This is a genomic window from Mesorhizobium sp. M0184, assembly GCF_040322215.1.
Taxonomy (GTDB): domain Bacteria; phylum Pseudomonadota; class Alphaproteobacteria; order Rhizobiales; family Rhizobiaceae; genus Mesorhizobium.
This window is the reverse complement of sequence record NZ_JAMYSZ010000001.1, coordinates 190,794-215,778: the sequence shown is the minus strand read 5'-3', so window position 1 is coordinate 215,778 and position 24,985 is coordinate 190,794. Positions and strand designations below refer to the sequence as shown.

The 24,985-nt window shown below is 63.8% G+C and carries 27 protein-coding genes; 17 read left to right on the top strand and 10 right to left on the bottom strand.

The window, feature by feature from the left end; translation table 11 throughout:
• Positions 1-176 precede the first annotated feature (176 nt).
• The 3 genes from NKJ23_RS01070 to NKJ23_RS01060 all read left to right on the top strand — a co-directional run bounded on the left by NKJ23_RS01070 (position 177) and on the right by NKJ23_RS01060 (position 2,391).
• Positions 177-374: a hypothetical protein gene (locus NKJ23_RS01070; protein WP_023721050.1), complete on the top strand. Its 198-nt coding sequence runs from the start codon at positions 177-179 to the stop codon at positions 372-374.
• Between the two features lie 299 nt (positions 375-673).
• Positions 674-1,309, top strand: a complete 636-nt coding sequence (locus NKJ23_RS01065; RefSeq protein ID WP_352677720.1) for a hypothetical protein — start codon at positions 674-676, stop codon at positions 1,307-1,309.
• Positions 1,310-1,314: 5 nt separating this feature from the next.
• Positions 1,315-2,391, top strand: coding sequence for an ImmA/IrrE family metallo-endopeptidase (locus tag NKJ23_RS01060; protein WP_352577173.1), 1,077 nt, complete (start codon positions 1,315-1,317; stop codon positions 2,389-2,391).
• A 372-nt stretch (positions 2,392-2,763) separates the two neighbouring features.
• Here NKJ23_RS01060 and NKJ23_RS01055 read toward each other — a convergent pair whose 3' ends face one another.
• From NKJ23_RS01055 to NKJ23_RS01045, 3 genes are all read right to left on the bottom strand, one after another.
• Positions 2,764-3,264 (bottom strand): hypothetical protein, encoded by a 501-nt coding sequence (locus tag NKJ23_RS01055; RefSeq protein ID WP_352677718.1) that lies wholly within the window; start codon positions 3,262-3,264, stop codon positions 2,764-2,766.
• A gap of 162 nt (positions 3,265-3,426) precedes the next feature.
• Positions 3,427-3,636 carry a hypothetical protein gene (locus tag NKJ23_RS01050; protein ID WP_352677717.1) on the bottom strand — a complete coding sequence of 70 codons (210 nt, stop codon included), beginning with the start codon at positions 3,634-3,636 and terminating at the stop codon, positions 3,427-3,429.
• A 79-nt stretch (positions 3,637-3,715) separates the two neighbouring features.
• Positions 3,716-3,988 (bottom strand): DUF4242 domain-containing protein, encoded by a 273-nt coding sequence (locus tag NKJ23_RS01045; protein ID WP_023677971.1) that lies wholly within the window; start codon positions 3,986-3,988, stop codon positions 3,716-3,718.
• A 142-nt stretch (positions 3,989-4,130) separates the two neighbouring features.
• Here NKJ23_RS01045 and NKJ23_RS01040 point away from each other — a divergent pair, with 142 nt between their 5' ends.
• Positions 4,131-6,785 (top strand): helix-turn-helix transcriptional regulator, encoded by a 2,655-nt coding sequence (locus tag NKJ23_RS01040; RefSeq protein ID WP_352677715.1) that lies wholly within the window; start codon positions 4,131-4,133, stop codon positions 6,783-6,785.
• A 162-nt stretch (positions 6,786-6,947) separates the two neighbouring features.
• Here the strand turns inward: NKJ23_RS01040 and secA are convergent, their stop codons facing one another.
• On the bottom strand, positions 6,948-9,680 hold the full coding sequence (secA, locus tag NKJ23_RS01035) for a preprotein translocase subunit SecA (RefSeq protein WP_352677713.1): 2,733 nt from the start codon (positions 9,678-9,680) through the stop codon (positions 6,948-6,950).
• Between the two features lie 252 nt (positions 9,681-9,932).
• Here secA and NKJ23_RS01030 point away from each other — a divergent pair, with 252 nt between their 5' ends.
• Positions 9,933-10,850, top strand: coding sequence for a peptidylprolyl isomerase (locus NKJ23_RS01030; RefSeq protein WP_352456658.1), 918 nt, complete (start codon positions 9,933-9,935; stop codon positions 10,848-10,850).
• A 43-nt stretch (positions 10,851-10,893) separates the two neighbouring features.
• On the opposite strand, the gene NKJ23_RS01025 is transcribed toward NKJ23_RS01030, so the two are convergent.
• Complete coding sequence (locus NKJ23_RS01025) at positions 10,894-11,550, bottom strand: TetR/AcrR family transcriptional regulator (protein ID WP_352677711.1); 657 nt, start codon at positions 11,548-11,550, stop codon at positions 10,894-10,896.
• A gap of 109 nt (positions 11,551-11,659) precedes the next feature.
• On the opposite strand from NKJ23_RS01025, the gene NKJ23_RS01020 reads away from it, so the two are divergent.
• A complete protein-coding gene (locus NKJ23_RS01020) occupies positions 11,660-11,896 on the top strand; it encodes a putative antibiotic biosynthesis monooxygenase (protein ID WP_352471336.1) in 237 nt (78 codons plus the stop codon).
• Positions 11,897-11,899: 3 nt separating this feature from the next.
• On the opposite strand, the gene NKJ23_RS01015 is transcribed toward NKJ23_RS01020, so the two are convergent.
• On the bottom strand, positions 11,900-13,126 hold the full coding sequence (locus NKJ23_RS01015; RefSeq protein WP_352677709.1) for a caspase family protein: 1,227 nt from the start codon (positions 13,124-13,126) through the stop codon (positions 11,900-11,902).
• Positions 13,127-13,305: 179 nt separating this feature from the next.
• On the opposite strand from NKJ23_RS01015, the gene argJ reads away from it, so the two are divergent.
• The 5 genes from argJ to NKJ23_RS00990 all read left to right on the top strand — a co-directional run bounded on the left by argJ (position 13,306) and on the right by NKJ23_RS00990 (position 16,483).
• Complete coding sequence (argJ, locus tag NKJ23_RS01010; RefSeq protein ID WP_352593930.1) at positions 13,306-14,547, top strand: bifunctional glutamate N-acetyltransferase/amino-acid acetyltransferase ArgJ; 1,242 nt, start codon at positions 13,306-13,308, stop codon at positions 14,545-14,547.
• Positions 14,547-15,326, top strand: coding sequence for a GNAT family N-acetyltransferase (locus NKJ23_RS01005; RefSeq protein WP_352677708.1), 780 nt, complete (start codon positions 14,547-14,549; stop codon positions 15,324-15,326). Before argJ ends, NKJ23_RS01005 begins: the two co-directional genes overlap by 1 nt.
• On the top strand, positions 15,323-15,745 hold the full coding sequence (locus tag NKJ23_RS01000) for a (deoxy)nucleoside triphosphate pyrophosphohydrolase (protein ID WP_023677979.1): 423 nt from the start codon (positions 15,323-15,325) through the stop codon (positions 15,743-15,745). Before NKJ23_RS01005 ends, NKJ23_RS01000 begins: the two co-directional genes overlap by 4 nt.
• Before the next feature lie 127 nt (positions 15,746-15,872).
• The gene (locus tag NKJ23_RS00995; protein WP_352505141.1) at positions 15,873-16,178 is read left to right on the top strand and encodes a hypothetical protein; all 306 of its coding nucleotides are present in this window, start codon (positions 15,873-15,875) and stop codon (positions 16,176-16,178) included.
• 125 nt (positions 16,179-16,303) lie between these two features.
• Entirely contained in the window at positions 16,304-16,483 is a 180-nt protein-coding gene (locus NKJ23_RS00990; protein ID WP_352456654.1) for a Flp family type IVb pilin, read from the top strand.
• A gap of 50 nt (positions 16,484-16,533) precedes the next feature.
• Here NKJ23_RS00990 and NKJ23_RS00985 read toward each other — a convergent pair whose 3' ends face one another.
• Positions 16,534-17,406 carry a methyltransferase domain-containing protein gene (locus NKJ23_RS00985; protein WP_352677706.1) on the bottom strand — a complete coding sequence of 291 codons (873 nt, stop codon included), beginning with the start codon at positions 17,404-17,406 and terminating at the stop codon, positions 16,534-16,536.
• A gap of 54 nt (positions 17,407-17,460) precedes the next feature.
• Here NKJ23_RS00985 and NKJ23_RS00980 point away from each other — a divergent pair, with 54 nt between their 5' ends.
• The 4 genes from NKJ23_RS00980 to NKJ23_RS00965 are packed head-to-tail and all read left to right on the top strand — an operon-like array spanning position 17,461 to position 19,867.
• The gene (locus NKJ23_RS00980; protein WP_352677704.1) at positions 17,461-18,261 is read left to right on the top strand and encodes a ComF family protein; all 801 of its coding nucleotides are present in this window, start codon (positions 17,461-17,463) and stop codon (positions 18,259-18,261) included.
• 37 nt (positions 18,262-18,298) lie between these two features.
• Positions 18,299-18,568, top strand: a complete 270-nt coding sequence (grxC, locus tag NKJ23_RS00975) for a glutaredoxin 3 (RefSeq protein ID WP_023677983.1) — start codon at positions 18,299-18,301, stop codon at positions 18,566-18,568.
• 10 nt (positions 18,569-18,578) lie between these two features.
• Positions 18,579-19,445, top strand: a complete 867-nt coding sequence (locus tag NKJ23_RS00970) for a carbon-nitrogen hydrolase family protein (RefSeq protein WP_352677702.1) — start codon at positions 18,579-18,581, stop codon at positions 19,443-19,445.
• A complete protein-coding gene (locus tag NKJ23_RS00965; RefSeq protein WP_352577149.1) occupies positions 19,442-19,867 on the top strand; it encodes a DUF1178 family protein in 426 nt (141 codons plus the stop codon). The genes NKJ23_RS00970 and NKJ23_RS00965 overlap by 4 nt, the downstream gene beginning before the upstream one ends.
• A gap of 114 nt (positions 19,868-19,981) precedes the next feature.
• Here the strand turns inward: NKJ23_RS00965 and NKJ23_RS00960 are convergent, their stop codons facing one another.
• Positions 19,982-20,782, bottom strand: a complete 801-nt coding sequence (locus tag NKJ23_RS00960) for an SDR family NAD(P)-dependent oxidoreductase (RefSeq protein ID WP_352677700.1) — start codon at positions 20,780-20,782, stop codon at positions 19,982-19,984.
• A 180-nt stretch (positions 20,783-20,962) separates the two neighbouring features.
• Here NKJ23_RS00960 and NKJ23_RS00955 point away from each other — a divergent pair, with 180 nt between their 5' ends.
• Entirely contained in the window at positions 20,963-22,183 is a 1,221-nt protein-coding gene (locus NKJ23_RS00955) for a winged helix-turn-helix domain-containing protein (protein ID WP_352677698.1), read from the top strand.
• Positions 22,184-22,192: 9 nt separating this feature from the next.
• Positions 22,193-22,846 carry a Vgb family protein gene (locus NKJ23_RS00950; RefSeq protein WP_352471321.1) on the top strand — a complete coding sequence of 218 codons (654 nt, stop codon included), beginning with the start codon at positions 22,193-22,195 and terminating at the stop codon, positions 22,844-22,846.
• 54 nt (positions 22,847-22,900) lie between these two features.
• Here NKJ23_RS00950 and NKJ23_RS00945 read toward each other — a convergent pair whose 3' ends face one another.
• Together NKJ23_RS00945 and NKJ23_RS00940 are read right to left on the bottom strand one after the other, a co-directional pair.
• The gene (locus tag NKJ23_RS00945) at positions 22,901-24,394 is read right to left on the bottom strand and encodes an FAD-dependent monooxygenase (protein WP_352677697.1); all 1,494 of its coding nucleotides are present in this window, start codon (positions 24,392-24,394) and stop codon (positions 22,901-22,903) included.
• Between the two features lie 70 nt (positions 24,395-24,464).
• Positions 24,465-24,950, bottom strand: coding sequence for a MarR family winged helix-turn-helix transcriptional regulator (locus tag NKJ23_RS00940; RefSeq protein WP_352471319.1), 486 nt, complete (start codon positions 24,948-24,950; stop codon positions 24,465-24,467).
• Positions 24,951-24,985: the final 35 nt, after the last annotated feature.

The window sequence follows — 24,985 nt, the reverse complement described above, 5'->3', positions numbered from 1 at the left end:
GCCCCGTCTCTATACGGGGAGAAGGTGCCGGCAGGCGGATGAGGGGCGGCGCGCTGCTCATATTCATCATTCGCGCAACCCTTTACCCCGCTCGGTAGTGTCTCAGTTTGAAATACGCGGAAGCGCCTATCCCGTTTGCCCCATATGCGAAAACGCCTATATGCTTAGCGGAAAGCATGGCAGCAACAATGGTCTACACTGTCATCTGGTATGGAAGACAGGGCATCGTCGACAAGGTGATCTTCGACGACGAGAAGACCGCGAAAGATCATGCAACCTCCATGTTCCAAACCCGAAAGGGTGACGATGGAATCGTGTCCGTTGAAGTTCGTAAGGACAACGGCGCTGTCGTTTTTAGCCATGCGGAGAACTAGGAGTGCCCACCGGACCTAAGGCCAGAAGCGCCCCGCCGACGTGATCGGCAACGCCGTCCGCGTCCTGCGCATTGCGACAGGCGAGGAAGCTGACGATGTGATTGACGACGGCAAGGACCCCACTGCCAAGGCCCTTGGCGCAGAGCGGAAAGAAGCGGGCCGAGAATATGACGCCAGAGCGTCGCGCTGAGATCGCCAAAAAGGCTGCGGAAAAGCGTTGGGCAATCAGAAATAGCGCTTGCGTGTTAATAATTTAAACCATACGGCATGGTAAGATTCGTTAACACGGAGCTATCCACATGCCCCAAATGACCCCGACGCGCGTTCTCCGGGAAGAATGGGAGGTTCTACCGCGCCTTGAGTACCTGCAGCTTGAAAGGGCCAAGCTTCTCATTGCTCGGAACATAGCCGTCGGCGCGGCGGCTGATGCGACCCTATTTTTCCCAGCCAATGCAGCCGGGACGTTCTCTTATCACTATGGCACCTTCTCGCTTCGGAATGAGTTTGTCGGAGCCGATTGGGTTCTTGACCGGACAAATGGTGTCGAAACAATCCGGAATGAGGCAAGGCGCATCAAGATCGTCTTTGCGAACGTCGACATCGCCTGCAGCGATCACCATGACCCGAAGCCGCGTTCCAGCAAGGGAGCTGGCGCGGAGCGCCTTTGCGCGGGCAATGACCTGTTTGGTGGCCTGCCTAGCTATGCTCCGGTCCATCAAGCCGACGAGAAAGGCTGGACTGTATACTACTTGATGGTTGCTCCGGACGGGGCGGCCGAATTGAGTTGTCCCGTTGTGAAGGGCGGTCGATTTACGCATTTTGTGGAGCGGCTTTTCCTCTCGGATGGCAGTGATCTGGATGCAGAGCCGAAGCTGTCGTTTGATAGCGATGATGTCGCCGATGATTTCGACCCGAAGGTTGCTCGCAAGAAGTAATCGTCATGGCATTCAATCCGAAAAGGCTCGTCCTCGCTCGGAAACGACGGCGGATGACAGGTAAAGGACTCGCTGAAGCTGCGGGGTTGTCCCCGATTACCGTTTCGCGCATCGAAAACGGAGAAAACGAACCCGACGAGATGAGCATCGGCAAGCTTGCCACCGCGCTGGACTACCCGGCAACCTTTTTCCACCTAGATGACCCTGACGAGCTTGATACGACAGCCGTTAGCTTTCGCAGTCTTTCAAAAATGAGCGCGAAGGAACGGGATGCGGCGATCAACGCAGGACGCCTGGGTTTGGAACTTAGTGATTGGCTTGAAGAGCAATTCAGCCTGCCCGACACCAACCTTCTCGACTTAAGCTATGAAACAGACCCGGAAATGGCCGCCCGCGCTCTGCGCGGGTATTGGAATCTCGGCGAGAAACCAATCGGCAATATGCTTGGCCTGCTAGAGGTGCACGGCGTGAGGGTTTTCTCTCTGTCGGAAGCAACTAGCTCTGTCGATGCCTTTTCGTTCTGGCGCGACGAGAGGCCTTATATCTTTTTGAACAATTACAAGACGCCAGAGCATAGCATTTTCGATTCTGCCCATGAGCTATGTCATCTGGTGATGCACAGGCACGCTGGTGCGCAACGGTCACGTCTTGCCGAACGCGAGGCAAACCAATTCGCTTCGGCATTCTTGATGCCGGAACACGACGTGCGTTCACGTGTGCCCCGATTCATTACCGTAGATATTATCCTCCGTGCGAAAGCCCGCTGGCGCGTATCTGCGATGGCGATGGCGTATAGGCTTCATTCATTGAGCCTGCTCACGGAGTGGCAATACAAATCAGCCTGCATTGAACTAGGCCGCCGTGGCTATCGAACCGGTGAGCCGAACGGCATCGAGCGCGAAACGTCGGCGGTTTGGCGAAAGATTCTCGCTCATCTTTGGAGCGAGCGCATGACGAAACATGAGATCGCAGCATTGCTGCATCTCCCGCCAGACGAACTAGAGGGATTGATTTGGGGTTTGGCAGGACCGGTCGTTCGACCAGACCGCGACGATATTCTCGCGCCGCTGCGCATCATATGATGTGAGCGCCCGGCGCGAGGCTGTGCGCGACGGAGCTCCCGGCCATCGACCTGATCGATGGCGACGGACTATGCGACCTGCTCAAGGACCAGAAGATCGGCGTGCAGGTGAAGATGGTTGAGGAAATGACTGTGGACGAAGCCGCCTTCCCGGGATTTTGGCGGGTCAAGCCTGCGGGACAGCGCCCCCTCTCTGGCCTGGCCTTCGAAGCCCTACAAGCCAAGCAATTGGCTTTTTGTCCGCTGCGCGGACCGCTTCTCACTCCGCTCGGGTGGGTAGGAAGATTGGCAGTCGCCAACATCCGCGCTGCCCCTCATCCGCCCTTCGGGCACCTTCTCCCCGTATAGTGACGAGGAGAAGGAAGAGTGCCGCTTACATCCCCTTCATCGCATCACATGAAACATTCGGGTTCATGTCGGCGAACGCGCCGGTCGGGTTGCCCTTCCAGGCCCAGACATGCAGCTCGTAGAACGGGCCGAGGCCATAGCGGTTGGGCGCGCTGTTGAAGTTGAACAGATGCCCATCGAGGGATGCCGGGCCTTTCGAGGTGATGTATTCGACAGCGATCAGTTTTAGCGTGCCGTCGGCCATCGGCTCGTACATCACCGCTTCCGGCTTGGCGACATCGACCGCGTCGTCCTTGAGGTAGCCGGGATTGACATAGTGGATGCCCATGGCGCCGCCGGTGATGCCGCTGGCGCAGGGGATCGGCGCATAGCCCTCGGCGGTCGCGGCCGCCACGTTCTCGAAGCGGCTGTTGGCCGCGCGCACCATGTCGGTCAGCGGGTTGCCGTCCTTCGCCTGGGCCGCGGTGGCGGCGATCGACAGGATGGCCAGGGCGGCAAGGCGCCCGGTGCAAAGATTGATGTTCATGTTCTCTCCGGTTGTTTGAGGACGCGCACCGATCGGGTCTGCTCAACGCTGCGGCGTCCGTTGGAATTTTGCGAAACAGGTCGCTCGTCCTGTTTTCGTGTCGGCCACAATGATGCGGCCGGTTGCACAGCTTGTTTCAGCCCGTCCAAACGGCGCGGCGGCCTAATGGTCCCACCAATAATATTCCCAGTATTCGCGCCGCTGCTCGCGTTCGGGCAGTCCGATGTCCTGCCTCAGATAATCGTCTTGCGGGGGCAGCCGGCGCCGCCTGCCCAGCAGACGCGAAGGCAACGCCGCCGCGATCCGCCATAGACGGCCAAGCAGGGAACTGCCGGGGTTTCCCACGACAGGCGCCGGTTCGCCGACCGGCATGCCATCAGGTATGTCGCAATTGCCGCGAATGGCAGTTTGATACTCATCCTTTTGTCCGCCACTTGGGGTTTGCCTGCCATCAACGGTAAAAGTAGGGGTCAAGAACCCGCACCTCCGTGATCTTGTCGACAGGCAGCGAATTCTTCTGGGCGGTGCTGCGGATCGCCTCGGGCGAGGGCGCGTCGTAGATGCAGAAGCTGCGCTTCTTGTCCGGCGACACGTAGGACTGCAGCCAGGTAACGCCCTTTTCGGCATTGCGCATGACGACACCGCCCAGCGCGTCGGCGCCGGCTTCGTTCATCGGCACGTTGAGGCCGTCCGGGAATGTGCGTTCAATCAGATAGCGAGGCATCGAAGCCTTCCTTTCTCCAGTGGGTCACGCCCGGTTTGAGCGCGGCTCGACATTGATCACGCCCGGCAAGAGCGCACATCGGAGCCTTTCCCCATTTTTGGCGGGACGATTCCCTATGTTGGCAGCGTTATGGACGGGGGATATGTTGGCGGGTCCATCGCGGGTCCGCCTTTTCGGCGAACTCGATCTGCGTGAGCGAATGATGCTTCTGGAACGGCAGACACAGCTGGAGCGACTCGACGGGCTGCTGGCCGATGCCGGGCGCGGCCGTGGCTGCGTCGCGGTGCTTGCTGGCGAGGCCGGGGCCGGCAAGACCGCGCTTGTCGAGGCCTTCATCGACCGGACTGCGCAAGCCACGCGCATATTCCGCAGCGCCTGCGAGGATCTGTCGATACCCGATCCGCTCGGGCCGCTTTACGATCTGGCGCGGGACGCGCAATGGGCGCTGCCGCAGGCGATCGACCGTCGGCAAGGACAGAGGCTGCCGCTGTTTTCGGATGCGCTCGACATCTTCGAGACAAAGGCGCAGCCGACCCTGCTGGTAATCGAGGACCTGCACTGGGCCGACGATGCGACGCTCGATTTCGTCCGCTTTCTCGGCCGGCGCATCGCCAACAGGCATCTCTTGCTGCTGCTGACGGCGCGCACCGATCGCAGCGAGGGACAGATGCGGGTGCGCCGCGCGCTCGGCGAGATACCGGCAGGCAGCGTCGCGCGCATCGACGTGCCGCTGCTCAGCGAGGCAGCGGTGCTGTCGCTGGCCGAGGCGGCGGGGCGCGATGGCGATGCCATCTACCGGGCGACGGCGGGCAACGCCTTTTTCGTCACCGAGCTGTTGTGCAGCGGATGCGAGGAAAAAACGGCGCTGCCGGCAAGCGTGCGCGACGCGGTTCTGGCGCGGGCCGAGCGCCTGTCGGCCGGCGCCCGCTCGATGCTCGACGCGGTGTCGGTGTTCCCACGGCGGGCCGACGCCTGGGCGTTGCAAGGCCTGTGCGGCGTCGCCAGTGCCGGCCAGCTTGCCGAATGCGTCGCCAACGGCTTGCTGGAGGATCTGGGCGATGGCTATGCGTTCCGCCACGAGATCGCCCGCCGCGCCATCGAGGCGATGTTGACGACGAGCCACAGGCGGCAGTTCAACCAGCGCGCGCTGGCTGCCCTGCTCGAAAACAGTGAGGTCTCCACCGGCCGCCTCGTGCATCACGCGGTGGAGGCGCACAATCTGCAGGCAGTGCGCGAACTGGCCCCGGTTGCGGCGCGCGAGGCCTCCCGCGTCGGCGCCCATCGCGATGCGGCCGGCTTCTATGAAGCCGTGTTGCGGCAGGCCGACAGCCTGCCGGTGGAGGAGCGCACGGCGCTCTATGAGAAATATGCCTTCGAGTGCCACCTCATCGGCAAGATCGACGAGGCCATCGCCGCGCAGGACCAGGCGCGCCGGCTGCATCAGGCCCAGGGGAATACGGCGAAGGAAGGGGATTGCCTCAGATGGCTGTCGCGCTTTGCCTACCTGCTTGGCGACCGCATGGCTGCCGATGCCCTTGGCGAGCAGGCGGTTCAGCTGCTGGAGACCGCGCCGGCCGGGCCGGAACTCGCCATGGCCTATTCCAACCTCTCGCAACTGGCGATGCTGGCCGAAAGGCTCGACGACACGCTGCGGCTCGGCAACAAGGCGATTGCGCTCGCCGAACAACTGAACCGGCCCGACATCGTCTGCCACGCGCTCAACAATGTCGGTAGCGCCGAGCAGTGGCTGGATCTGGCAAACGGACGGCTGCACCTTGCCCGCAGCCTGGAGATCGCGCTGGAGCAGAATTTTCAGGAACATGCGGCGCGCGCCTTCACCAACAGCGCCTGCAGCGAGATGAACCAGCTCGGCTTCGCTGACGCGCGGTCGTTCCTCGATCGCGGCATCAGCTATTGCGTCGAAAACGATCTCGTCACCTGGCGCGACTATATGCGCGGCGTGCTGGCCCAGTTGCTGCTGCGCCAGGGGCAATGGGAAGAGGCTGCCGGCGAGGCGCTCGAGGTGATCGCCAACGATCAGGCGACGATGCTGGTCCGCTATCCCGCCGTGGTGGCCCTGGCAAAGCTGCGGATACGGCGCGGCGACCCGTCCGCCGAGCCGCTGTTTGCCGAAATGACCCAGTTCCTGGACAAGGGATTGGAATTGCAGCGGCTGGCGCCCTATGCGGCGCTGATGGCCGAACGGGCGTGGCTCGGCCAGGCTGACAAGGATGAGGCGCTCGGCCTGATCGCACTGGCTGAGAGCTTGTCGACGACGCGGGCGGTTTTCGGCGAGCTGGCGACGTGGCGGCAGAAGCTGGCGCCGGACATGGATCCAGGCGACACCATCGGCATGGCCGCGCCCTACCGGCTGCTGCTCGCCGGCGACTGGCAGGCGGCGGCAGAACTATGGGCCGAGATGAACGCGCCCTACGAACGCGGGCTGGCGTTGGCAGAGGGCGACGAGACCGCGCAGCGCCTGGCGCTGGAGATTTTCGAAAGCCTCGGCGCCAAGCCGGTCGCCGTTCACCTGCGCGATATCATGCGGCGCAACGGGGTCAACCGTATTGCAAGGGGGCCGCGCCAAACGACGCGTGCCAATCGCGCAGGCCTGACCCAGCGCCAGATGGAGGTGCTGCAACTGATCGAGCGCGGCTTCTCCAACAAGCGGATCGCCGAGCGGCTGACAATTTCGCCGAAGACGGTCGATCACCACGTCTCGGCGGTTCTGGGCAAGCTGGACGCGGTTTCGCGGGGTGAGGCGACGGCCGCGGCACGCGATTCAGGGCTGATTTGAGAAGCGAATAAGTCAAAGGCCGGCGACCCTTCGCGCCCCCCTCTGGCCTGCCGGCCATCTCCCCCTCAGGTGGGGAGATCGGCTAATCGCAAACGCCGATGCCGCCCCTCATCCCCCTTCGGGCACCTTCTCCCCGTGAACGGGGAGAAGGAAAGGCGCGCCTTACGCAAACGCCCCATGACAATGCTTGTATTTCTTGCCCGACCCGCACGGGCAGGCCTCGTTGCGGCCGACCTTGCCCCAGGTCGCCGGGTTCTTCGGGTCGCGGTCTTCGGGGGCGACGATGGCGTTGGTCTCCTGGCGGACCAGCACGGCGGTCTCGCCGCCTTCGAAATCGTCCTCGCCGGTGAAGCCGTCGATATGGCTGCCGAACATGTCGGGCGCCTCGGGCGGCGGCGCATCGGCCGCCTGGCGGACCAGTTCGACGCGCATCAATTGCGCGGTGACGGCCTGGCGCAGATTGCCCAGCATCGCCTGGAAAAGCTCGAACGCTTCGCCCTTGTACTCCTGCAGCGGATCGCGCTGCGCATAGCCGCGGAAGCCGACGACCGAGCGCAGATGGTCGAGATTGACGATGTGCTCGCGCCACAGATGATCGAGCGTCTGCAGCACCACCGAGCGCTCGACATAGGTCATCACGTCGGGGCCGAAGCGCTCGGCGCGTTCCTTGGCGGCGGCCTCGGCGGCCTGGCTGACGCGCTCGCGGATGTCGTCCTCGGCGATGCCCTCTTCCTTGACCCAGTCCTCGACCGGCAAATCGAGGTTGAGGAATTCGGCGACCTCGGCCTTGAGGCCGGCGACGTTCCACTGCTCGGCATAGGCATTTTCGGGAATGTTCTTGGCGACGATCTCCTCGATGACGCCCTCGCGCATTTCGGCGACGGTCTCGGACAGCCCTTCGCCGTCCATCAGCTCGATGCGCTGTTCGAACACCACCTTGCGCTGGTCGTTCGAGACGTCGTCATATTTCAACAGGTTCTTGCGGATGTCGAAGTTGCGCGCCTCGACCTTCTTCTGCGCCTTTTCCAGCGCCTTGTTGATCCACGGATGGATGATCGCCTCGTCTTCCTTGAGGCCGAGCTTCTGCAGCATGCCGTCCATGCGCTCGGAACCGAAGATGCGCATCAGGTCGTCCTGCAGCGACAGGAAGAATTTCGACCGGCCGGGATCGCCCTGGCGGCCCGAGCGGCCGCGCAACTGGTTGTCGATGCGGCGCGATTCATGGCGTTCGGTGGCCAGCACGTAGAGGCCGCCGGCGGCGAGCGCCTTTTCCTTCAGCCGGGCGATGTCGTCGCGGATTTCCTTTTCCCTGGCCTCGCGCTCGGGGCCGGCCGGCATGTCGCCAAGCTCCTCGGCGATGCGCATGTCGGCATTGCCGCCGAGCTGGATATCGGTGCCGCGGCCGGCCATGTTGGTGGCGATGGTGATGGCGCCGGGCTTGCCGGCCTGGGCGACGATCGCCGCCTCGCGCTCGTGGTGACGGGCGTTCAGCACCTCGAAATCCTTGAAACCTTCCTTGCGCAGGCGTTCGGCCAGCTGCTCGGACTTCTCGATGGAAGTCGTGCCGACCAGCGTCGGCTGGCCCTTGGCGCGGGCTTCCTTGATCTCCTTGACGATCGCCTTGTATTTCTCCTCGACCGTCCGGTAGACCTCGTCGTCTTCGTCAATGCGGATGACCGGCAGGTTGGTCGGGATCTCGGTGACGTCGAGATTGTAGATGTTGGCGAACTCCTCGGCCTCGGTCAGCGCCGTGCCGGTCATGCCGGCGAGCTTCTTGTAGAGGCGGAAATAGTTCTGGAAGGTGACCGAGGCGAGCGTCTGGTTCTCCGGCTGGATCGCCACATGCTCCTTGGCTTCGAGCGCCTGGTGCAGGCCCTCCGAATAGCGGCGGCCGGGCATCATGCGGCCGGTGAACTCGTCGATGATGACGATCTCGCCGTTGCGTACGATGTAGTCCTTGTCCCGCTGGAACAGCCGGTGCGCCTTCAGCGCGTTGTTGACGTGGTGGACGATGGCGACGTTCTCGACGTCGTAGAGCGACTCGCCCTTGAGCAGGCCGGCATCGCGCAGCATGTTCTCCAGCTTCTCGGTGCCTTCCTCGGTGAAGATCGACGTCTTCTGCTTCTCGTCGATCTCGTAGTCCTGCGGCTGCAGCTGGATGATGAAGGTGTCGATGGTGTTGTACATTTCCGAACGGTCCTCGAGCGGACCGGAAATGATCAGCGGCGTGCGCGCTTCGTCGACCAGGATGGAATCGACCTCGTCGACGATGGCGTAGCTGTGACCGCGCTGCACCATCTGGGCGCGCTCGTATTTCATGTTGTCGCGCAGATAGTCGAAGCCGAGCTCGTTGTTGGTGGCGTAGGTGACGTCGGCGGCGTAGGCGACGCGGCGCTCCTCGTCGGACAGGCCGTGGACGATGACGCCGACCTTGAGGCCGAGGAATTTGTAGACGCGGCCCATCCATTCGGAGTCGCGCGTGGCCAGATAGTCGTTGACGGTGACGACATGCACGCCGTTGCCGGCGAGCGCGTTGAGGTAGACCGGCAACGTCGCCACCAGCGTCTTGCCTTCGCCGGTGCGCATCTCGGCGATGCCGCCATTGTGCAGCACCATGCCGCCGATCAGCTGCACGTCGAACGGCCGCATGCCGAGCACGCGGCGGGCGGCCTCACGCACGGTGGCGAAGGCCGGCACCAGGAGGTCGTCGAGACTGGCGCCGTTGGCGATGTCCTGGCGGAATTTGTCCGTGCGGGCCTGAAGCTCGGCGTCGGAAAGCGCCCGCATCTCGTTTTCCATGGCATTGATCGCCTCGACGCGCGGCCGGGTCGATTTGACCCGACGATCGTTGGAGGAGCCGAAAACCTTACGGGCGAGACCGCCGAGACTGACCATCCAATGGCCCTTTCGATAGCATTCCAAGTCATTGCGACGGGCGCCGGCTGGCCCCATCAACTCAACGTGAACGCGGACAAACGCAAAAAGCGCCCGGAAAACGGTTCTGGACGCAAAGTCGTTGGACAGATAAGAGGGGGCTCATTCGATGTCAACGCCGCGCTCGCCCTGTCGACCGCGCCAAATTCCGCCACAATCTTGCTGGTCTGGAAGCCATTCCGCTCTAGCTACCCCGCTTTGGAGATAATCGTAATGTCAGTATTGTTCCGCCGCGCGTCGCTCGCCAGCCTTGGTCTGGCATTCGGGCTATCGGCCCTCTCGCTGTCGCCGCTGATGGCACAGGAAGCCGCCCCTGCCCAGCCGGCAGCACCCGCTCCGGCGGCCAAGCCGGTCGATCCGAACGCCGTGGTCGCCACCATCAACGGCCAGACGCTGACCGAGGCAGACCTTGGGCTTGCCGAGGGCGAGCTGTCGCAGCAGTTCGCGCAGCTTCCGCCCGAGCAGCGCCGCGCCGCGGCGCTGTCGGCGGCGATCGAAATCCGCGTGATGGCGGCTCAGGCGGTGACCACCGGCCTCGACAAGGATCCCGACTTCCAGCGCCGCATGGCCTTCCTGCAGCAGCGCGCGCTGCATGGCGAAATGGTCGAGAAGGGCGTCGTCGACAAGGTTACCGATGCCGAGGTCCGCGCCCGCTACGACCAGGAAATCGCCAACACGCCGCCCACCAATGAGGTGCACGCCCGTCACATCCTCGTGAAGACGAAGGAAGAGGCAGACGCCATCATCAAGCAGCTCGACGGCGGCGCCGACTTCCAGAAGCTTGCCAACGAGCACACCAGCGATCCGAGCGGCAAGACCAGCGGCGGCGATCTCGGCTGGTTCGGACCTGGCCAGATGGTGCCGGAATTCGACAAGGCGGTGTTTGCGCTGGCGGTCGGCAAATATACCGACCAGCCGGTGCAGTCACAGTTCGGCTGGCATGTCATCAAGGTCGAGGACAAGCGCACCAAGCAGCCGCCGGCGTTCGACCAGGTCAAGGACCAGGCGCGCCAGGCGGTCATCCGCGACAAGTATTTCGCGCTGGTCAAGTCGCTGCGCGCCAACGCCAAGGTCGACATCCCGGATGCGAACCTGAAGAAGACGGTCGACGCACTGGAAAGCGCCAAATAGGCCAGATTGGGCTACGACAGGGCGCGCTGCCGCCCTGTCGCTTCTATTTGGTAGGGCGAGCGATGATGCGTCGACGCCGCCGCCGGACCGCCGTGGCGTCGCCGGCATCGTCAGCGACGATGCCTTTCAAGACATAGCCGACCGCCCTGCGCAGCGTCGCTTCGTCCTCGTCCAGGCGGTTCGTCAGAAGATGCGTCCAGGCGAACGAGGCAATCAGGTCGGCGACGACAGTGGCATCGACGTCGGCAGCTATCTCTCCCCTTGCCTTGGCGCGTTCGACCATCTGGCCGGTATGGATGCGACGCCCTCTTGCGTATTCGGCGAGGGCGGCGGCGGCTTTTTCGTCCGACTGCGCCTCGGCAATCAGCGATCGGAACACGCTGCCCGACGATGTGTCGCGCCAATGCGCGAACAAGCTCTTCAGGAAGCCGACGAGATCCTCCGCAAGGTTCCCGGTATCGGGATTGTCGACGCGCTTTTGCCGCTGGTAAACGTCGAGCAGCAAGGCGGCCTTGCTTGGCCACCAGCGATAGATCGTCGGTTTTCCGGCGCGTGCGCGGCGCGCCACCGCCTCGATCGAGAAGCCGGAATAGCCGGCTTCGACCAGTACCGCCTCGGCGGCATCGAGAATGGCATCGGCGCTTTCCGGGCTGCGCCGTGCGCCAGCCGACTTGCGCCCGGGATCGGTGATTTCGCCCATTTCTTCTTCCTTACCCGCGATTTCAGCAGCCATCATATACAACTCTTGACGAAACGGAACGATCCGTTTTATATGTAACGAAACGTTCCGTAACGATAAGGAGAGTTTGATGAACTCGACCGCCGTGACCCGCTTTTCGCGCCTGCGCTTCGCCCTGCTGGTGCTGCTCGGCGTCTATCCGCTGATCACTGCCATTCTGTACGTGGTTTTTCCGCTGACGCAGGAATGGCAAATCTGGCAGCGCACGCTGGTCATCGCGCCGCTGATGGTCTCGATCATGATCTGGGGGCTGATTCCGGGCGTGCAGCGGGCGTTTCGCGGGTTCATCAACCCAGCGGTCCGCTGATGTTCATTCCAGCGCTTGCGATGTTTCCGAGGCAACGCGCCACTCGCCGTCGGCCAGCACGAGTTCCAGCATGACCCGTGCCTTGCCGGTCAGGCGCTGCGCCGATTTGTCCTTCGGCACATAGTCGTAGCGCATGGCGAAAACCACGTCGGCACGGTCCTTGCCGTGCGGCGTCACCTCAAGGCTGCCGGGCTCGAGACCGAACGACCACGATGCCCATTGCGCGAACCAGTCGGTCTTGACCTTGACGATCGCCTCGCTGTCGTAGCGCGTGCCGTAGATGGTGGCCGACGCACCGTAGAGCCGCTTGACGGTTTCGCGCATTTTCCTGGCATCAGGCGCCAGATAGTTTTCGCGCAAGAATTTTTCGATGGCACCCTCGTCGCCGACGGAGCGTTCGAGCGCAGCCACCTGCGACGCGGGAGCCGGGCTGACGGCCGGTTTCGGTTGCTGGGCAGTGTCTCCGCCCGGAACGAATTCGAAACGCTCGAGCAGCGACCCCTGCTCCCAGGGACGCTGCGCCTCGCGCGTTGCGGAAACGACGTCGCGGCGCACTGCGATCATCATGTCGTTGATGCTTTGTCCGGGCTCGGCCATATGCCGCAAAAGAGCCGCCGCAAAGGGCGAGTTGCGCCCCGTCCCGTCCATTGCGACGGCGCCGGGCGCAGTCGAGAAGGCGATGAACGAGCCGCGTGTCGACTCGAACTGGGCGAGGCCGGCGAGAGCCGTCGCCGAGCGCGTCGTGGCCCTGCGGCTGAGACTTCGCGCAAACGGGTTGTTGCGGCAGGCATCGAGGAAGACCAGGCTGACCTTGGTCTGCTGCTCCATGATGTCGAGAACCTCGTCGATCGGCACCGCCTCGAGCTGCAGCTTGACCGGCATATCCAGCCGGGCGTCGACCGGCACGATGAAGTTGCGCCCGTCGACCTGCAGGCCGTGGCCGGCATAGTAGAACAGCCCGGCACCGGCGCCTTGCAGCGCATCGGAGAATTCGCCGATCTTGCGTTCGAGCTCGCGCTTGCCGAGATCGTTGCCTTCGATCACCTCGAAACCGATGGCGCGCAGCTTGTCGGCGATGTCGAGCGCATCGTTGACGGGATTGGCCAGCGTGCCGGCTTCGGCGTAGCTGCCGTTGCCGACCACAAGCGCCACGCGCCGCGCCGTCTGCGCATCGGCGCGCAGCAGCAGAAAGCCCAGAAACGCCAGTGCCAAGACCACAAGCCTGCCCATGGGGCATGATCATAGCGCTATCGGTCGCAGCGACGCCAACAAATTTGCAACAGCCTGCTTGCGGCCGCGGCAGGTGTCAGGCTTCCGGCACCCGTAACGGCTGTGAAACGCCTTGCGCCGGCGCGTGCTATCGGGCAAACCGGCGTTCCTTTCGCGATTTTTCCCGCCCGGGGTCTTCCATGTCCACACAGGTTTCGCCGCTCGCGCCGAAGAAATATGCCAAGATGCCGGCCATCGAGGGTGTGCGCATCGCCACCGCCGAGGCCGGCATAAAATACAAGAACCGTACCGACCTGCTGGCCATGGTGTTCGACGCCGGCACCACCGTCGCCGGCGTGTTCACCAGGTCGAAATGCCCGTCGGCGCCAGTTGATTTCTGCCGGCAGAACCTCGTGGCTGGCAAAGCACGCGTGCTGGTCGTCAATTCCGGCAATGCCAATGCCTTTACCGGCCAGAAGGGCCGCGCCTCGACGGCACTCACGGGCGAGGTGGCGGCGAAGGCGGCCGCCTGCACAGCGGGCGAGGTGTTCCTGGCCTCGACCGGCGTGATCGGCGAACCGCTCGACGCCGGCAAGTTCAGCCATCTGCTGGCCGGTCTGGTCAAGGACGGCAAGCCGGAATTGTGGACCGAAGCCGCCAAGGCGATCATGACCACCGACACCTATCCCAAACTGGCGACCGCGACGGTCAAGCTCGGCGATGCCGACGTCACCATCAACGGTATCGCCAAGGGCGCCGGCATGATCGCGCCCGACATGGCGACGATGCTTTCCTTCATCGCCACCGATGCGCCGATCGCAGCACCCGTGCTACAGGACCTCCTGTCGCGCGGCACGGCCAAGACCTTCAACGCGGTTACCGTCGATAGTGACACCTCGACCAGCGACACGCTGCTGATGTTCGCCACGGGTGCTGCCGCCAGGCGCAGCGCGCCGGCAATTTCCGACCCCAAGGATGCGCGCCTCGGCGCCTTCCGCCGTGCCCTTGGCAAGGTGCTGAAATCGCTGGCACTGCAGGTGGTGCGCGACGGCGAGGGCGCCCGCAAGCAGGTCGAGGTCACCGTCACCGGAGCCAAATCGGCCCGCTCGGCCAAGCGCATCGCGCTGTCGATCGCCAATTCGCCGCTGGTCAAGACGGCAGTCGCCGGCGAGGACGCCAATTGGGGCCGCGTCGTCATGGCCGTCGGCAAGGCCGGCGAACCGGCCGACCGCGACCTTCTGTCGATCTGGTTCGGCGACAACCGCCTGGCCTATCAGGGCGAGCGCGACGCCGCCTATTCCGAGGAGGCGACTTCGGCGTATATGAAGCGCGACGAGATCCGCATCCGCGCCGATATCGGCATCGGCCGCGGCAAGGCGACGGTGTGGACCTGCGATCTCACCAAGGAATATGTCGCCATAAACGGCGATTATCGGAGCTGATGGCGTTGGCTTCCAGACATCCGGCAAGCGTGTTGGCGATCGTGCGCCGCTATGAGGCGGCCGGCTTTCGCGCCTGGCCGGCGGCCGCCGTCCATTATGACGGCACCTGGGTGGTTCGGCTGACGGCCGGCCACCCGGCCAAGCGGCTGAACTCGGTCAATCCGCTCGATCCGGGCGACATCCAGCACATTGCCGAGCGCATCGGCCGCGCCAGCCGCCGCTTCGAGGCCTATGGCAGGCCGCTGACCTTTCGCATCTCGCCGCTGTCGGGGCCTGATCTTTCGAAGTACCTCGACAGCGAAGGCTGGAGCACGTTCGCGGAGTCGCTGGTCATGCGGCTGCCGCTGGCGGACGCCGCGCTCGACGACGCCATGGACCAGATTCCGTTGAAGGACATCAGCCGTTTCATCGGCGCGGCGCTCAAGGTGAGCGGCTCGGATGTGTCGCTGCGGCCGGGCCTGTCGGAGATCATCGGCGCCATCCAGCCGGAGGCCGGGCTGTTTGCGCTGGAGGCCGGCAGCGAACCGCTGGCAACGTTGATCTGCGTGCATGACGGCGACCTTGCCGGCCTGTTCGAGATCGCCACCGACAGGTCGGTGCGCAACCAGGGCCATGGCCGCCATCTCATCCGGTCGGCGCTGAAATGGGCGCGGCTGCGCGGGGCGCGGGAAGCCTGGCTGCAGGTCGAGGCGGACAACGCGCCGGCGCTGGCGCTCTACCGTTCGCTCGGATTCGACGAAGTCTATCGCTATCGCTATCGCCGGCCACCCGGCGCATGAGCGGCTTGGATACGATCGGCAAACGCCTGCTCCTGGTCGCGGCCTGCGCGCTGGTCGATGCCGACGGGCGCGTGCTTTTGGCGCAGCGGCCCGAAGGCAAGCAACTCGCCGGCCTGTGGGAGTTTCCGGGCGGCAAGGTCGAGCCCGGTGAGACGCCGGAACAATGCCTGATCCGCGAATTGTACGAGGAGATCGGCATCGAAACCGACATCCCTTGCCTGGCGCCACTCACCTTCGCCAGCCATTCCTACGATGATTTTCACCTGCTGATGCCGCTGTTCGTCTGCCGTCGATTCCGCGGCATTGCCCAGCCGAAGGAAGGCCAGGTGCTGAAATGGGTGCGGCCGCGCCAGATGCGCGATTTTCCAATGCCGCCGGCCGATGCCCCGCTGATCCAGTTCCTCATCGATCTGCTGTAACGGCCGACCTGCCGTAAATCGGGCAGCGCCGCAACGCGCTGGCAGCAGCGTTAATGAAAGATTTATCTGACCGTGAAAAATTGACGCTAGGCGGTTACGCCGATTCCACCGCTGGGGAGCGATTTGCATGAGCCTCGACAAGGACTGGGACTCGCCTTGGCCCGACCGCCTTCCTGGCGCCGCCAATGCCGGCATGGGAATATTGCGCATCGCCCTCTTGTTCGGCTCGGCCGCGGTGGCTCTGGCCTTGATCGCGACGCCCTACCTCGACAGCCGGACCCGCTCGCAGTTTGCCCGCGACGGGCTTGATACGATGAGCACCGGCTCGATCGGCCAGCGCGACAGCTATACGCTACGCAAGAGCGTGCTGCAGCCGCTGCCCAGTTCGGTCTGCGTTATACGGGCCGATGGCAGAAGCAGCGGCGACTGCTGACTCCTCAACAGATCTCCAGGATTCGGCTGTTTCCTAGAATGCAGCTGGTTCACCGCGCGTTAAGCCTGTCGCATTAACCTTTCTTAACGGGTCGGCGCTAGGTTCGGGCAAGAGGGATGGCGCCCATGAAAATCTTGCTGCAACGATTTTTAGACGACGAGAGGGGTGCGACGGCTATCGAATATGGTTTGATCGTCGCCGTGCTGTCGCTTGCCATTGTCGCTGGTATTGGCCAGGCTGCCGGCGCCATCCAGTGGTTGTTCAGCGATAACAGCAGCAAGCTTGCCAACGCTTTTGCACAGTGACCGGCTCAGCTTTTGCGTGGGATACGCTTGGCTTTTGCGCAAGGATGCGCTCAGGGGCCGCCGGGGTTTTCCAGGATTGTCTTCAGCGATATTTTTGCGGAGCCCGGCTTCAGCGGCTTTTGCTGAGAGGCATCGGGCGCCCAGCCTGACATCCAGACCACCGAGAAACTCGCCCTGATGCGGCCATCGGCATCCGAAAACCGCTCCGCATAGATTTCGGCGGCGCGCGCGAACAGCGCTCGCGTGCCCGGCCGCCTGTTGCGGTCGACAAGCGCGCTGGTCTCGCCCATGGCGCGCAGGTCGGCGACCAGGCCAAACAGCGAATCGTAGCGCACCGTGATCGTCTCGACGTCGGCAACCGGCAGTGCCAGGCCGGCGCGCTGCAGCAGCGCGCCGGCGTCGCGGACGTCGGTGAACGGGATCACACGCGGGCTGGCGCCGCCATAGAGCTCGGTCTCGGCGGCAAGCAGGCTTTCGCGCAGTTCGGAGAGCGTGCCTGTGCCGGCGAAGGCGCCGAGGAAAAGCCCGTCCGGCTTCAGCGCCCGGCGGACCTGCACCAGCATGCCGGGAATGTCGTTCATCGCCTGCAGCGACAGCAGCGAGACTGCGAGGTCGAGGCTTTCCGGCTCGAATGGCACGGTTTCCAACGGCGCCAACAGTCCTGGCTGGCCACCCAGGAAAGCGGCGTCGGCCTCGACGCGCACGTTTTCCGTCACCTTGCCGCTTTCGGCGAGCACCTCTGCTGCTGCCGGCGTCTGGCAAAACAATGAGGCCGCCTTGCCGAACCTGCGTTCGACGGCGCCGAGCCGGTCGGCAAGATCCTCGGCCGCCCGCCGCATGAGGAAATCCGCGCCGGCGATGGGGCGGGCCAGTGCCCGGCGCTTGCGCGCCAGCCAGAGCGAGGTGTCGATTACAGGCTGCAATGGGCAGGTCCTTGTGCTTCGCTCTCTGATATAGTGATGCGGAGGACCAAGCACGTGGCCGATCCCAAGCCAGAGATCAAGCGTATTGCGATCAAGAGCATTGCCCGCTTGGCATTGGGCTGGCCAGCGCGCCTCTTGTTCCCGCCGGTCTGTGCCGGCTGCCGCCGCCATGTCTCGCAGCCCGGCGTGTTGTGCGGCGCCTGCTGGCCGAAACTCAGGTTGCTGGAACAGCCATGGTGCCCGGTGATGGGCACGCCGTTCACCCACAGTATGGGTGAGGGTTTCCTTTCGGCGGAGGCGATAGCCGACCCGCCGCCGTTCGAGCGCGCGCGGGCGGCGGTCGCCTATTCCGGCGTTGCCCGCCAGATGGTGCAAGGGCTGAAATACCAGGACCGCACCGATCTGGCGCCGTGGATGGCGCGCTGGATGCTTCGCGCCGGTGCCGAACTCATCGCCGAGGCCGACGTGGTCGTGCCGGTGCCGCTGCACTGGCGGCGCTTCTTCCGACGGCAGTTCAACCAGTCGGCGGAACTGGCACGGGCGGTGGCGCAGCTCGGGGAGCGGCCTTTCGCGCCATCAGCCATCAGGCGCATCAAACTCACGCGCCAGCAAGTCGGGCTGGAGCGGCGGGAACGCGAGGAAAATGTTCGCGCCGCATTCAAAGTGCCTGATGAGGCGGAGATCGAAATCGCCGGCCGCCGGGTGCTGTTGATCGACGATGTCTACACCACCGGCGCCACCGTCCGCGCGGTCGCCAGGGCATTGAAGAAGGGCGGTGCCGGCGCGGTCGACGTACTGACCTTCGCGCGTGTGCTGCCGGGGGACTTTCGGGCCGACGAATCGGCGCCTATATAGCCTAGATGACAGCGGAACGAGGCAGGGTTGCTGACCGATGGTCGATGTGACGATCTACACGCGGATGATGTGCGGCTATTGCACCGCGGCCAAGCGGCTGCTCGACAGGAAGGGTGTGACCTACACCGAGCACGACGCCTCCTTCTCGCCGGAGCTGCGCCAGGAGATGATCTCCCGGGCTCACGGCCGTTCCACCTTTCCGCAGATATTCATCGGCGACACGCATGTCGGCGGCTCCGACGATCTCCACGAATTGGAGGCGGAAGGACGGCTGGACGGATTGCTCGCCAACGGCTCGGCCAGATAGGGACATGACGATGGGTGGTTTCAAGGCGGCGGCGATCCAGATGCGTTCGGGAACCAGCCCGGAGCGCAATGCGGTCGATCTGGAACGGCTGGTGCGCGAGGCGGCAGGCCTTGGCGCGAGCTACATCCAGACCCCGGAAATGACCGGCGCGCTGATCCGCGACAGCCAGGCGCGGGCCGCTTCCTTCACCTCCGAAGACAAGGACGTCATCGTCTCGATTTCGCGGAAGCTGGCCAAGGAGCTCGGCATCTTCCTGCATATTGGCTCGACCGCCATTCTGCGCGCCGACGGCAAGCTCGCCAACCGCGCGCTTTTGTTCGGGCCGGACGGCGCAATCCTTGCCGTCTATGACAAGATCCACATGTTCGACGTCGATCTCGACAATGGCGAGAGCTGGCGCGAATCCGCCGCTTATGAGCCGGGCACCGAGGCTGTCGTCACCGAAATCGAGGGCGCGAAGCTAGGCTTTGCCGTCTGCTACGATCTACGCTTTCCGCAGCTGTTCCGTGCCGAGGCGCTGGCCGGCGCCGATCTGCTTTCGGTGCCCGCAGCCTTCACCCGCCAGACCGGAGAAGCGCACTGGCACGTGCTGCTCAGGGCGCGCGCCATCGAGAACGGCGCCTATGTCGTCGCCGCCGCGCAAGGCGGCGTGCATGAAGACGGCCGCGAAACCTATGGCCATTCGCTGATCGTCGATCCCTGGGGCCGCATCGTCGCCGAAGCTGCCCATGACGAGCCGGCGGTGATCGTCGCCGAGATCGACCCGGCGCAGTCAGTCGCTGCGCGCAAAAAGATACCGAATCTCAAGAACGCACGCGATTTTGCCGTAAACGCCGGTTCGGCCGAGGCAATGCCGCTCAGGGGTGCCGCCTCTTGATCCGCTTTTCCCTGATCTGCGAACACGAGCACGAATTCGAGGCCTGGTTCCGCAGCAACGACGATTTCGACACACAGAAGAGGCGCGGTTTCGTCGATTGCCCGGCCTGCGGCTCGCACAAGGTCGAGAAGGCGCTGATGGCGCCTGCCGTCTCCACCGGGCGCAAGCGCGAAAGCATCGCGCTGGCCATGGGCGAGGCGCAAAAGCAGGCGCTGGCGCAGCTCAAGGCCATGGCCGACAAGGTGCGCGAGAACGCCGATTATGTCGGCGACAAATTTGCCGAGGAAGCGCGCAAGATCCATTTCGGCGAAAGCGATCCGCGCGGCATCTATGGCGAGGCGACGCTGGACGAGGCCAAGAGCCTGGCCGAAGACGGCGTCGAGTTCATGCCTATTCCAAGTTTCCCCGACGACCGCAACTGATCGGTCAACTTGCTCCAGACATAGCGAGGCATCTCTCCGCCAGGCAGCGCCGTGAAGGTCGGGGCGGCGCCGAATGGCGGCAATGCCGCCACCCCCGCACAGGCGTCTACAGTTTCAGGCCGAGCAGCAAGGATGGGGCTCGCGGGCAATCGTTTCGCTGCTTCTTTCATGCCCACTGCTTGACGGGCTTGCTTCACTTGACGGACTTGCTTCCGCATAGGCTGCAAACTGGCGTTCAAGCGCCTTGACTGCACTGCTGCGCCAGCCCTCCGCCAGGGATTCCGACATGGGATCGGGGAAGATTTCCTCTTCGCCGTTCTCCACGCCGTTCAGGATTGCCCGCGCGACAGACTCCGCAGAGGCCTTCGCAATGTCCAGGCCCCGTGTCATGTCCGTGTCCACCGGGCCGGGAAGGACCCTGTGGACGCTGACACCCCGTCCGGCCAAAAGGGTGCGCAACGACTGCGACAGCGAGAACGAGGCCGCCTTCGAGATCGAATAGGCCGGACTGAACGGCACGGCGGCAATCGAGGCCAGCGACAGAATGTTGACGATGGCTCCCCGCGACCGGGCCAGCAACGGCAGCAGAGCCTGGGTAACGTCGTACGAGCCGAAGAGGTTTACGGCGAGCTGTTGTTCGAGCACACGACGGTCGCTGAGGTCATCGAAGGGCGATACGCCGGCGTTGTTGATGAGAATATCGAGAGCATCGATCTTCTCGACCGCCTCCCGGATCTGCGCAGCGTTGGTCACATCCATGGTCAGGGACGTCACACGCCGATCCGGATGAGCCATCGGTTGGCGGCTTGCGGCGAAGACGCGCTTTACGCCTCTGCTCAGGGCTTCCTCGACCAGTGCCCGACCGATGCCCCGATTGGCTCCAGTCACCAGGATGGTTGTACCTTCGATCTTCATTGCGTCTCTCCTAATGCTTATCGTTGTGTTCGAGCCCAGTGCACAGTCTAGCCGCGACTCAAGGTTGGCGCGCCGCAACTCAGGTTGGCTACAGTCGCCGTTGTCGATACGACTGGTTGGTGAGATGGACTTAGCGCCGGATGTCGAAGCCATGGGAGTGACAAGTGTGACGGGATTCCGATGGACTCGCTGATCACGGCCGCGGCGCATGCGCTTGCGGCGGGCGATCCGCTCGGCGCCTTGAAGCGGGTTGCGCTGCGCGACGATGCGCCGGCACTGGCGTTGCGCGGTATCGCGATGGCGCAGCTTGGCGACCTGGTTCGGGCGAAGGTTCTTCTCAAGAGGGCGGCGCACGCATTCAGCCCGAGGGAGGCCGTGGCCCGCGCGCGGTGTATCGTCGCCGAGGCCGAGATCGCGCTCGTCTCGCGCGACCTTGCCTGGCCGGCCAAGGCACTCGACGCCGCACGGGCGACGCTTGAAAAGCATGGCGACCGCGTCAACGCCGCGCATGCGCGCAACCTCGACGTTCGGCGCCTGCTGCTGATCGGCCATCTCGACGAAGCCGAGCGCAGGCTGGACGGCTTCGATCCCTCGCCGCTGCCGCTGGCATCGCGGGCCGCCCACGAGCTGGCTGTCGCCGGCATCGCCATCCGCCGCTTGCGGACCGGCCCTGCGCGCGCCGCGCTTGGCCTGGCGGCGCGGGCGGCGCGCGCGTCCGGCATCCCCGCGCTGATCGCGGAGGTGGAGAGCGCATCGCTGGTGCTGGACACGCCGGCCGCACGCCTTGTCGCGCGTGGCGGGGAACGGCCCCTCCTGCTCGATGAAGTCGAAGCGCTCCTGGCGTCGGGGGCGCTCGTGGTGGATGCATGCCGCAATGTCGTGAGGGTCGCAGATACGGTCGTCTCGCTGGCGACCCGCCCGGTGCTGTTCGCGCTGGCCCGCGCGCTGGCCGAAGCCTGGCCGGGGGACGTGGCAAGAGCGACGCTCATTGCGCGCGCTTTCCGCGGAAAGGACGCGGACGAATCACATCGCGCACGGTTACGGGTCGAAGTCGGGCGGCTTCGCGCGGAGCTTCGGAGCTTGGCGGATGTGAGCGCGACGAAGCGGGGCTTTGCGCTGGCCCCGCGCCGCGCAGGTGAGGTCGTCGTGCTGGCGCCACCCGTCGAAGAAGAGCATGCCGCCGTGCTCGCCTTCCTCGCCGACGGCGAGTCTTGGTCGAGTTCGGCCCTGTCGATTGCGCTTGGAGCCAGTTCGCGTACCGTGCAGCGAGCGCTCGAGCAGCTCGCCCAGGCCGGCAAGGTGCAGTCGTTCGGCCGCGGACGGGCGCGTCGCTGGATGACCCCGCCGCTGACAGGTTTCCCGACAATCTTGTTACTCCCCGGCCCACTGCCGGGCTACTAGGATGGAATCATGGAACGATCCGCAGCCGAAATCCTTCGAGAATATGGACCCTTTCCGGGTGTCGACCACGTGGACGGCGTTACCTTCGACGGTGAGCATGTCTGGTTTGCCTCAGGCGACAGATTGAATGCCTTCGATCCGGCGAGCGGCAAAGTGGTGCGCTCGATCGACGTCGCGGCACACGCCGGAACGGCCTTCGACGGCCAGCACCTCTATCAGATCGCCGAGGATCGTATCCAGAAGATCGATCCGAAGAATGGCCAGGTCCTGGCGACGATCCCGGCGCCCGGCAACGGCGGTGATTCCGGGCTCGCCTGGGCCGAAGGAACACTCTGGGTCGGGCAGCATCGGGGCCGAAAGATTCATCAGGTCGATCCCGAGACAGGGGCAATCCTTCGCACCATCGTTTCCAACCGCGTCGTCACCGGCGTCAGCTGGGTCGACGGCGAGCTGTGGCATGGCACCTGGGAGGGCGAGGAGAGCGATGTCAGGCGGATCGATCCTGAAACGGGCAAGGTCCTTGAGAAGCTCGATATGCCGCCGGGAACAGGCGTGTCGGGGCTCGAATCCGATGGCGGTGACCAGTTTTTCTGTGGCGGCGGAAACAGCGGCAAGATCAGAGCTGTTCGCCGCCCCAAACGAGGCTCGGCGACCAGGATCTGAGTTTTTGCCGTCCGTAGCCGTTTGACTATTCGAGCTAACTGGTTTTTGCGGTTTTTAGCCCGGTGGTCCGAACCAGGTGTTCATCGCGTCTTGAAGACCATCCTGCGTCCTGTCGCCTACCCAAGCAACATATCCATCGGGTCGAATTAAAACTGCGGTTGGAGCGGAGACCAAACCTAGCGCAGGCAACTCCCATGGATCGTCCCATTTGGCGTAAACCAACTTAATGCGGTCTGACCACGGCTTGATGTCGAGGCTGCCCGGCGCGTCGAGATTCAAGAGCACTGGCCGCGCATTTTGGAGGAGCGCAAATACGCGCATGGGACCATCAGGCGTGGCCAAGTCGAGGTCAGGCATGCGGCGGCCGACCAGCGGATGCCCCTGGCCGAGGTCGTAATGGATACCAAGTCCGGACATCTCGGCAGCGATCCGTTTGCGAGGCTCCTCCATCCCAAGGAGCTCTGATACCATTTCACGCAAGGCTTCAGTGCGATCATCAGTACGTTGCAATGCGACCTGTGCCATTGTCGTACGCAACACGCGGGCCGCAACCGGATGCCGCTCGATGTGATAAGTGTCGAGTAAGCGTTCAGGCGATGTTCCTTTCACCACTTGGGCCAACTTCCAACCGAGGTTCACCGCATCCTGCACACCGATATTGAGGCCTTGTCCGCCCACCGGGGAATGCACATGGGCGGCATCGCCCGCTAGGAGAACCCGGCCCTTGCGGTAAGCCGCCGCCTGCCGCGACATGTCCGTGAACCTGGAAATCCAGGTTGGGCTATGGATTCCGTAATCTGTTCCGCATGCGGCGACGAGCGCTTCGCGGAGATCGCGCAGCGTGGGCTCGGTCGTGGCGCCGACATTCTTTTCAGTGACCATGACGCCTATGGGACCTTTATCGGCAAAGACGACCTTGCCGTCACGAATTTCGTACTCTTCCCTGCCGAAGGCATGGATGCCAAGTTCGGTGCGATGAATGCCCAGTGGCGGCTCCTCCGCCATCTCGGCCTCGGCGAGGATGCTGCTGGTCGTCGCATCCCATCCTCGAAACTCGATGCCAGCAGCTTTGCGGACCAGACTGCGGCCTCCATCACACCCGACGAGATAGCTTGCCCGCAGCGACGCACCATCGGACAGTTCGATGGTGACGCCGGCGTCGTCCTGCACGAAACACGTTAATTCACGGGCGCGATAGATCGGCACTGCCAGCTCGCTGACCCATCCAGCGAGAATGCGCTCAATGTGTTTCTGTCTCAGCGCCAGCCCGTAGTTGTGGCGGGTCGGAAAATCGCTGATGTCTAAACGCATCGCCGCGAATCCCGTGACTTGGGCTATTTGTCCTTCCGCGAGGAACCGGCCCGCGATGCCGCGCTGATCGAAAACTTCGAGAGTGCGTGAACTCAGACCTCCAGCACGCGAACCGGCAAGCTCTTGGTTCGGCCGGCGTTCGACAATGGCTACGTCGATGCCTGCCAACGCCAACTCGCCTGCCAGGGTTAGGCCCGTCGGACCTCCTCCGGCAATCACGACTGCATGTTCTGTCATCGGCAAACTCCCCCTGGCAGTTACGACTCCCAATGCAATGATCGCAGAGTCCCAGTGATTGCCGTTTGGGTTAGTTCAGGCTCGCTATCAGTTTTTCGAGCAGGCGTGCGAGCATGATCTGCTCCGGGCGTGCTAACCCAGAAAGTATCTGGTGCTCGTTGGCGACGTGAGCGGTAACCGCCTCGTCAATCAACGCCAGACCCTTTTTAGTCAGCTGCACGACAATGCCGCGGCGATCGTCGGGGTGCGGCCCGCGCTTGATCAGACCGGATTTCTCGAGCCGATCGAGGCGGTTGGTCATCGCGCCCGACGTTACCATCGTCGCCTCGTAAAGAGCCGTCGGCGTCAGCGCGTATGGCGGCCCGGAACGACGCAGCGTCGCCAGCACATCGAATTCCCCGGATTGCAGCCCGTAACTTGCAAACAGCGGCGCCAGCCGCTCTCGTGCGATCAGCGAGGCGGCCTCGTTCAACCGTCCGAGCACGGCCATCGGCGAGACATCGAGATCCGGCCGTTCCTTTTTCCATTGCCCGATCGCTTTTGCTGCGCGATCCATGTCTCTCACCGCTATGTATTTTGACGTGAAGAATC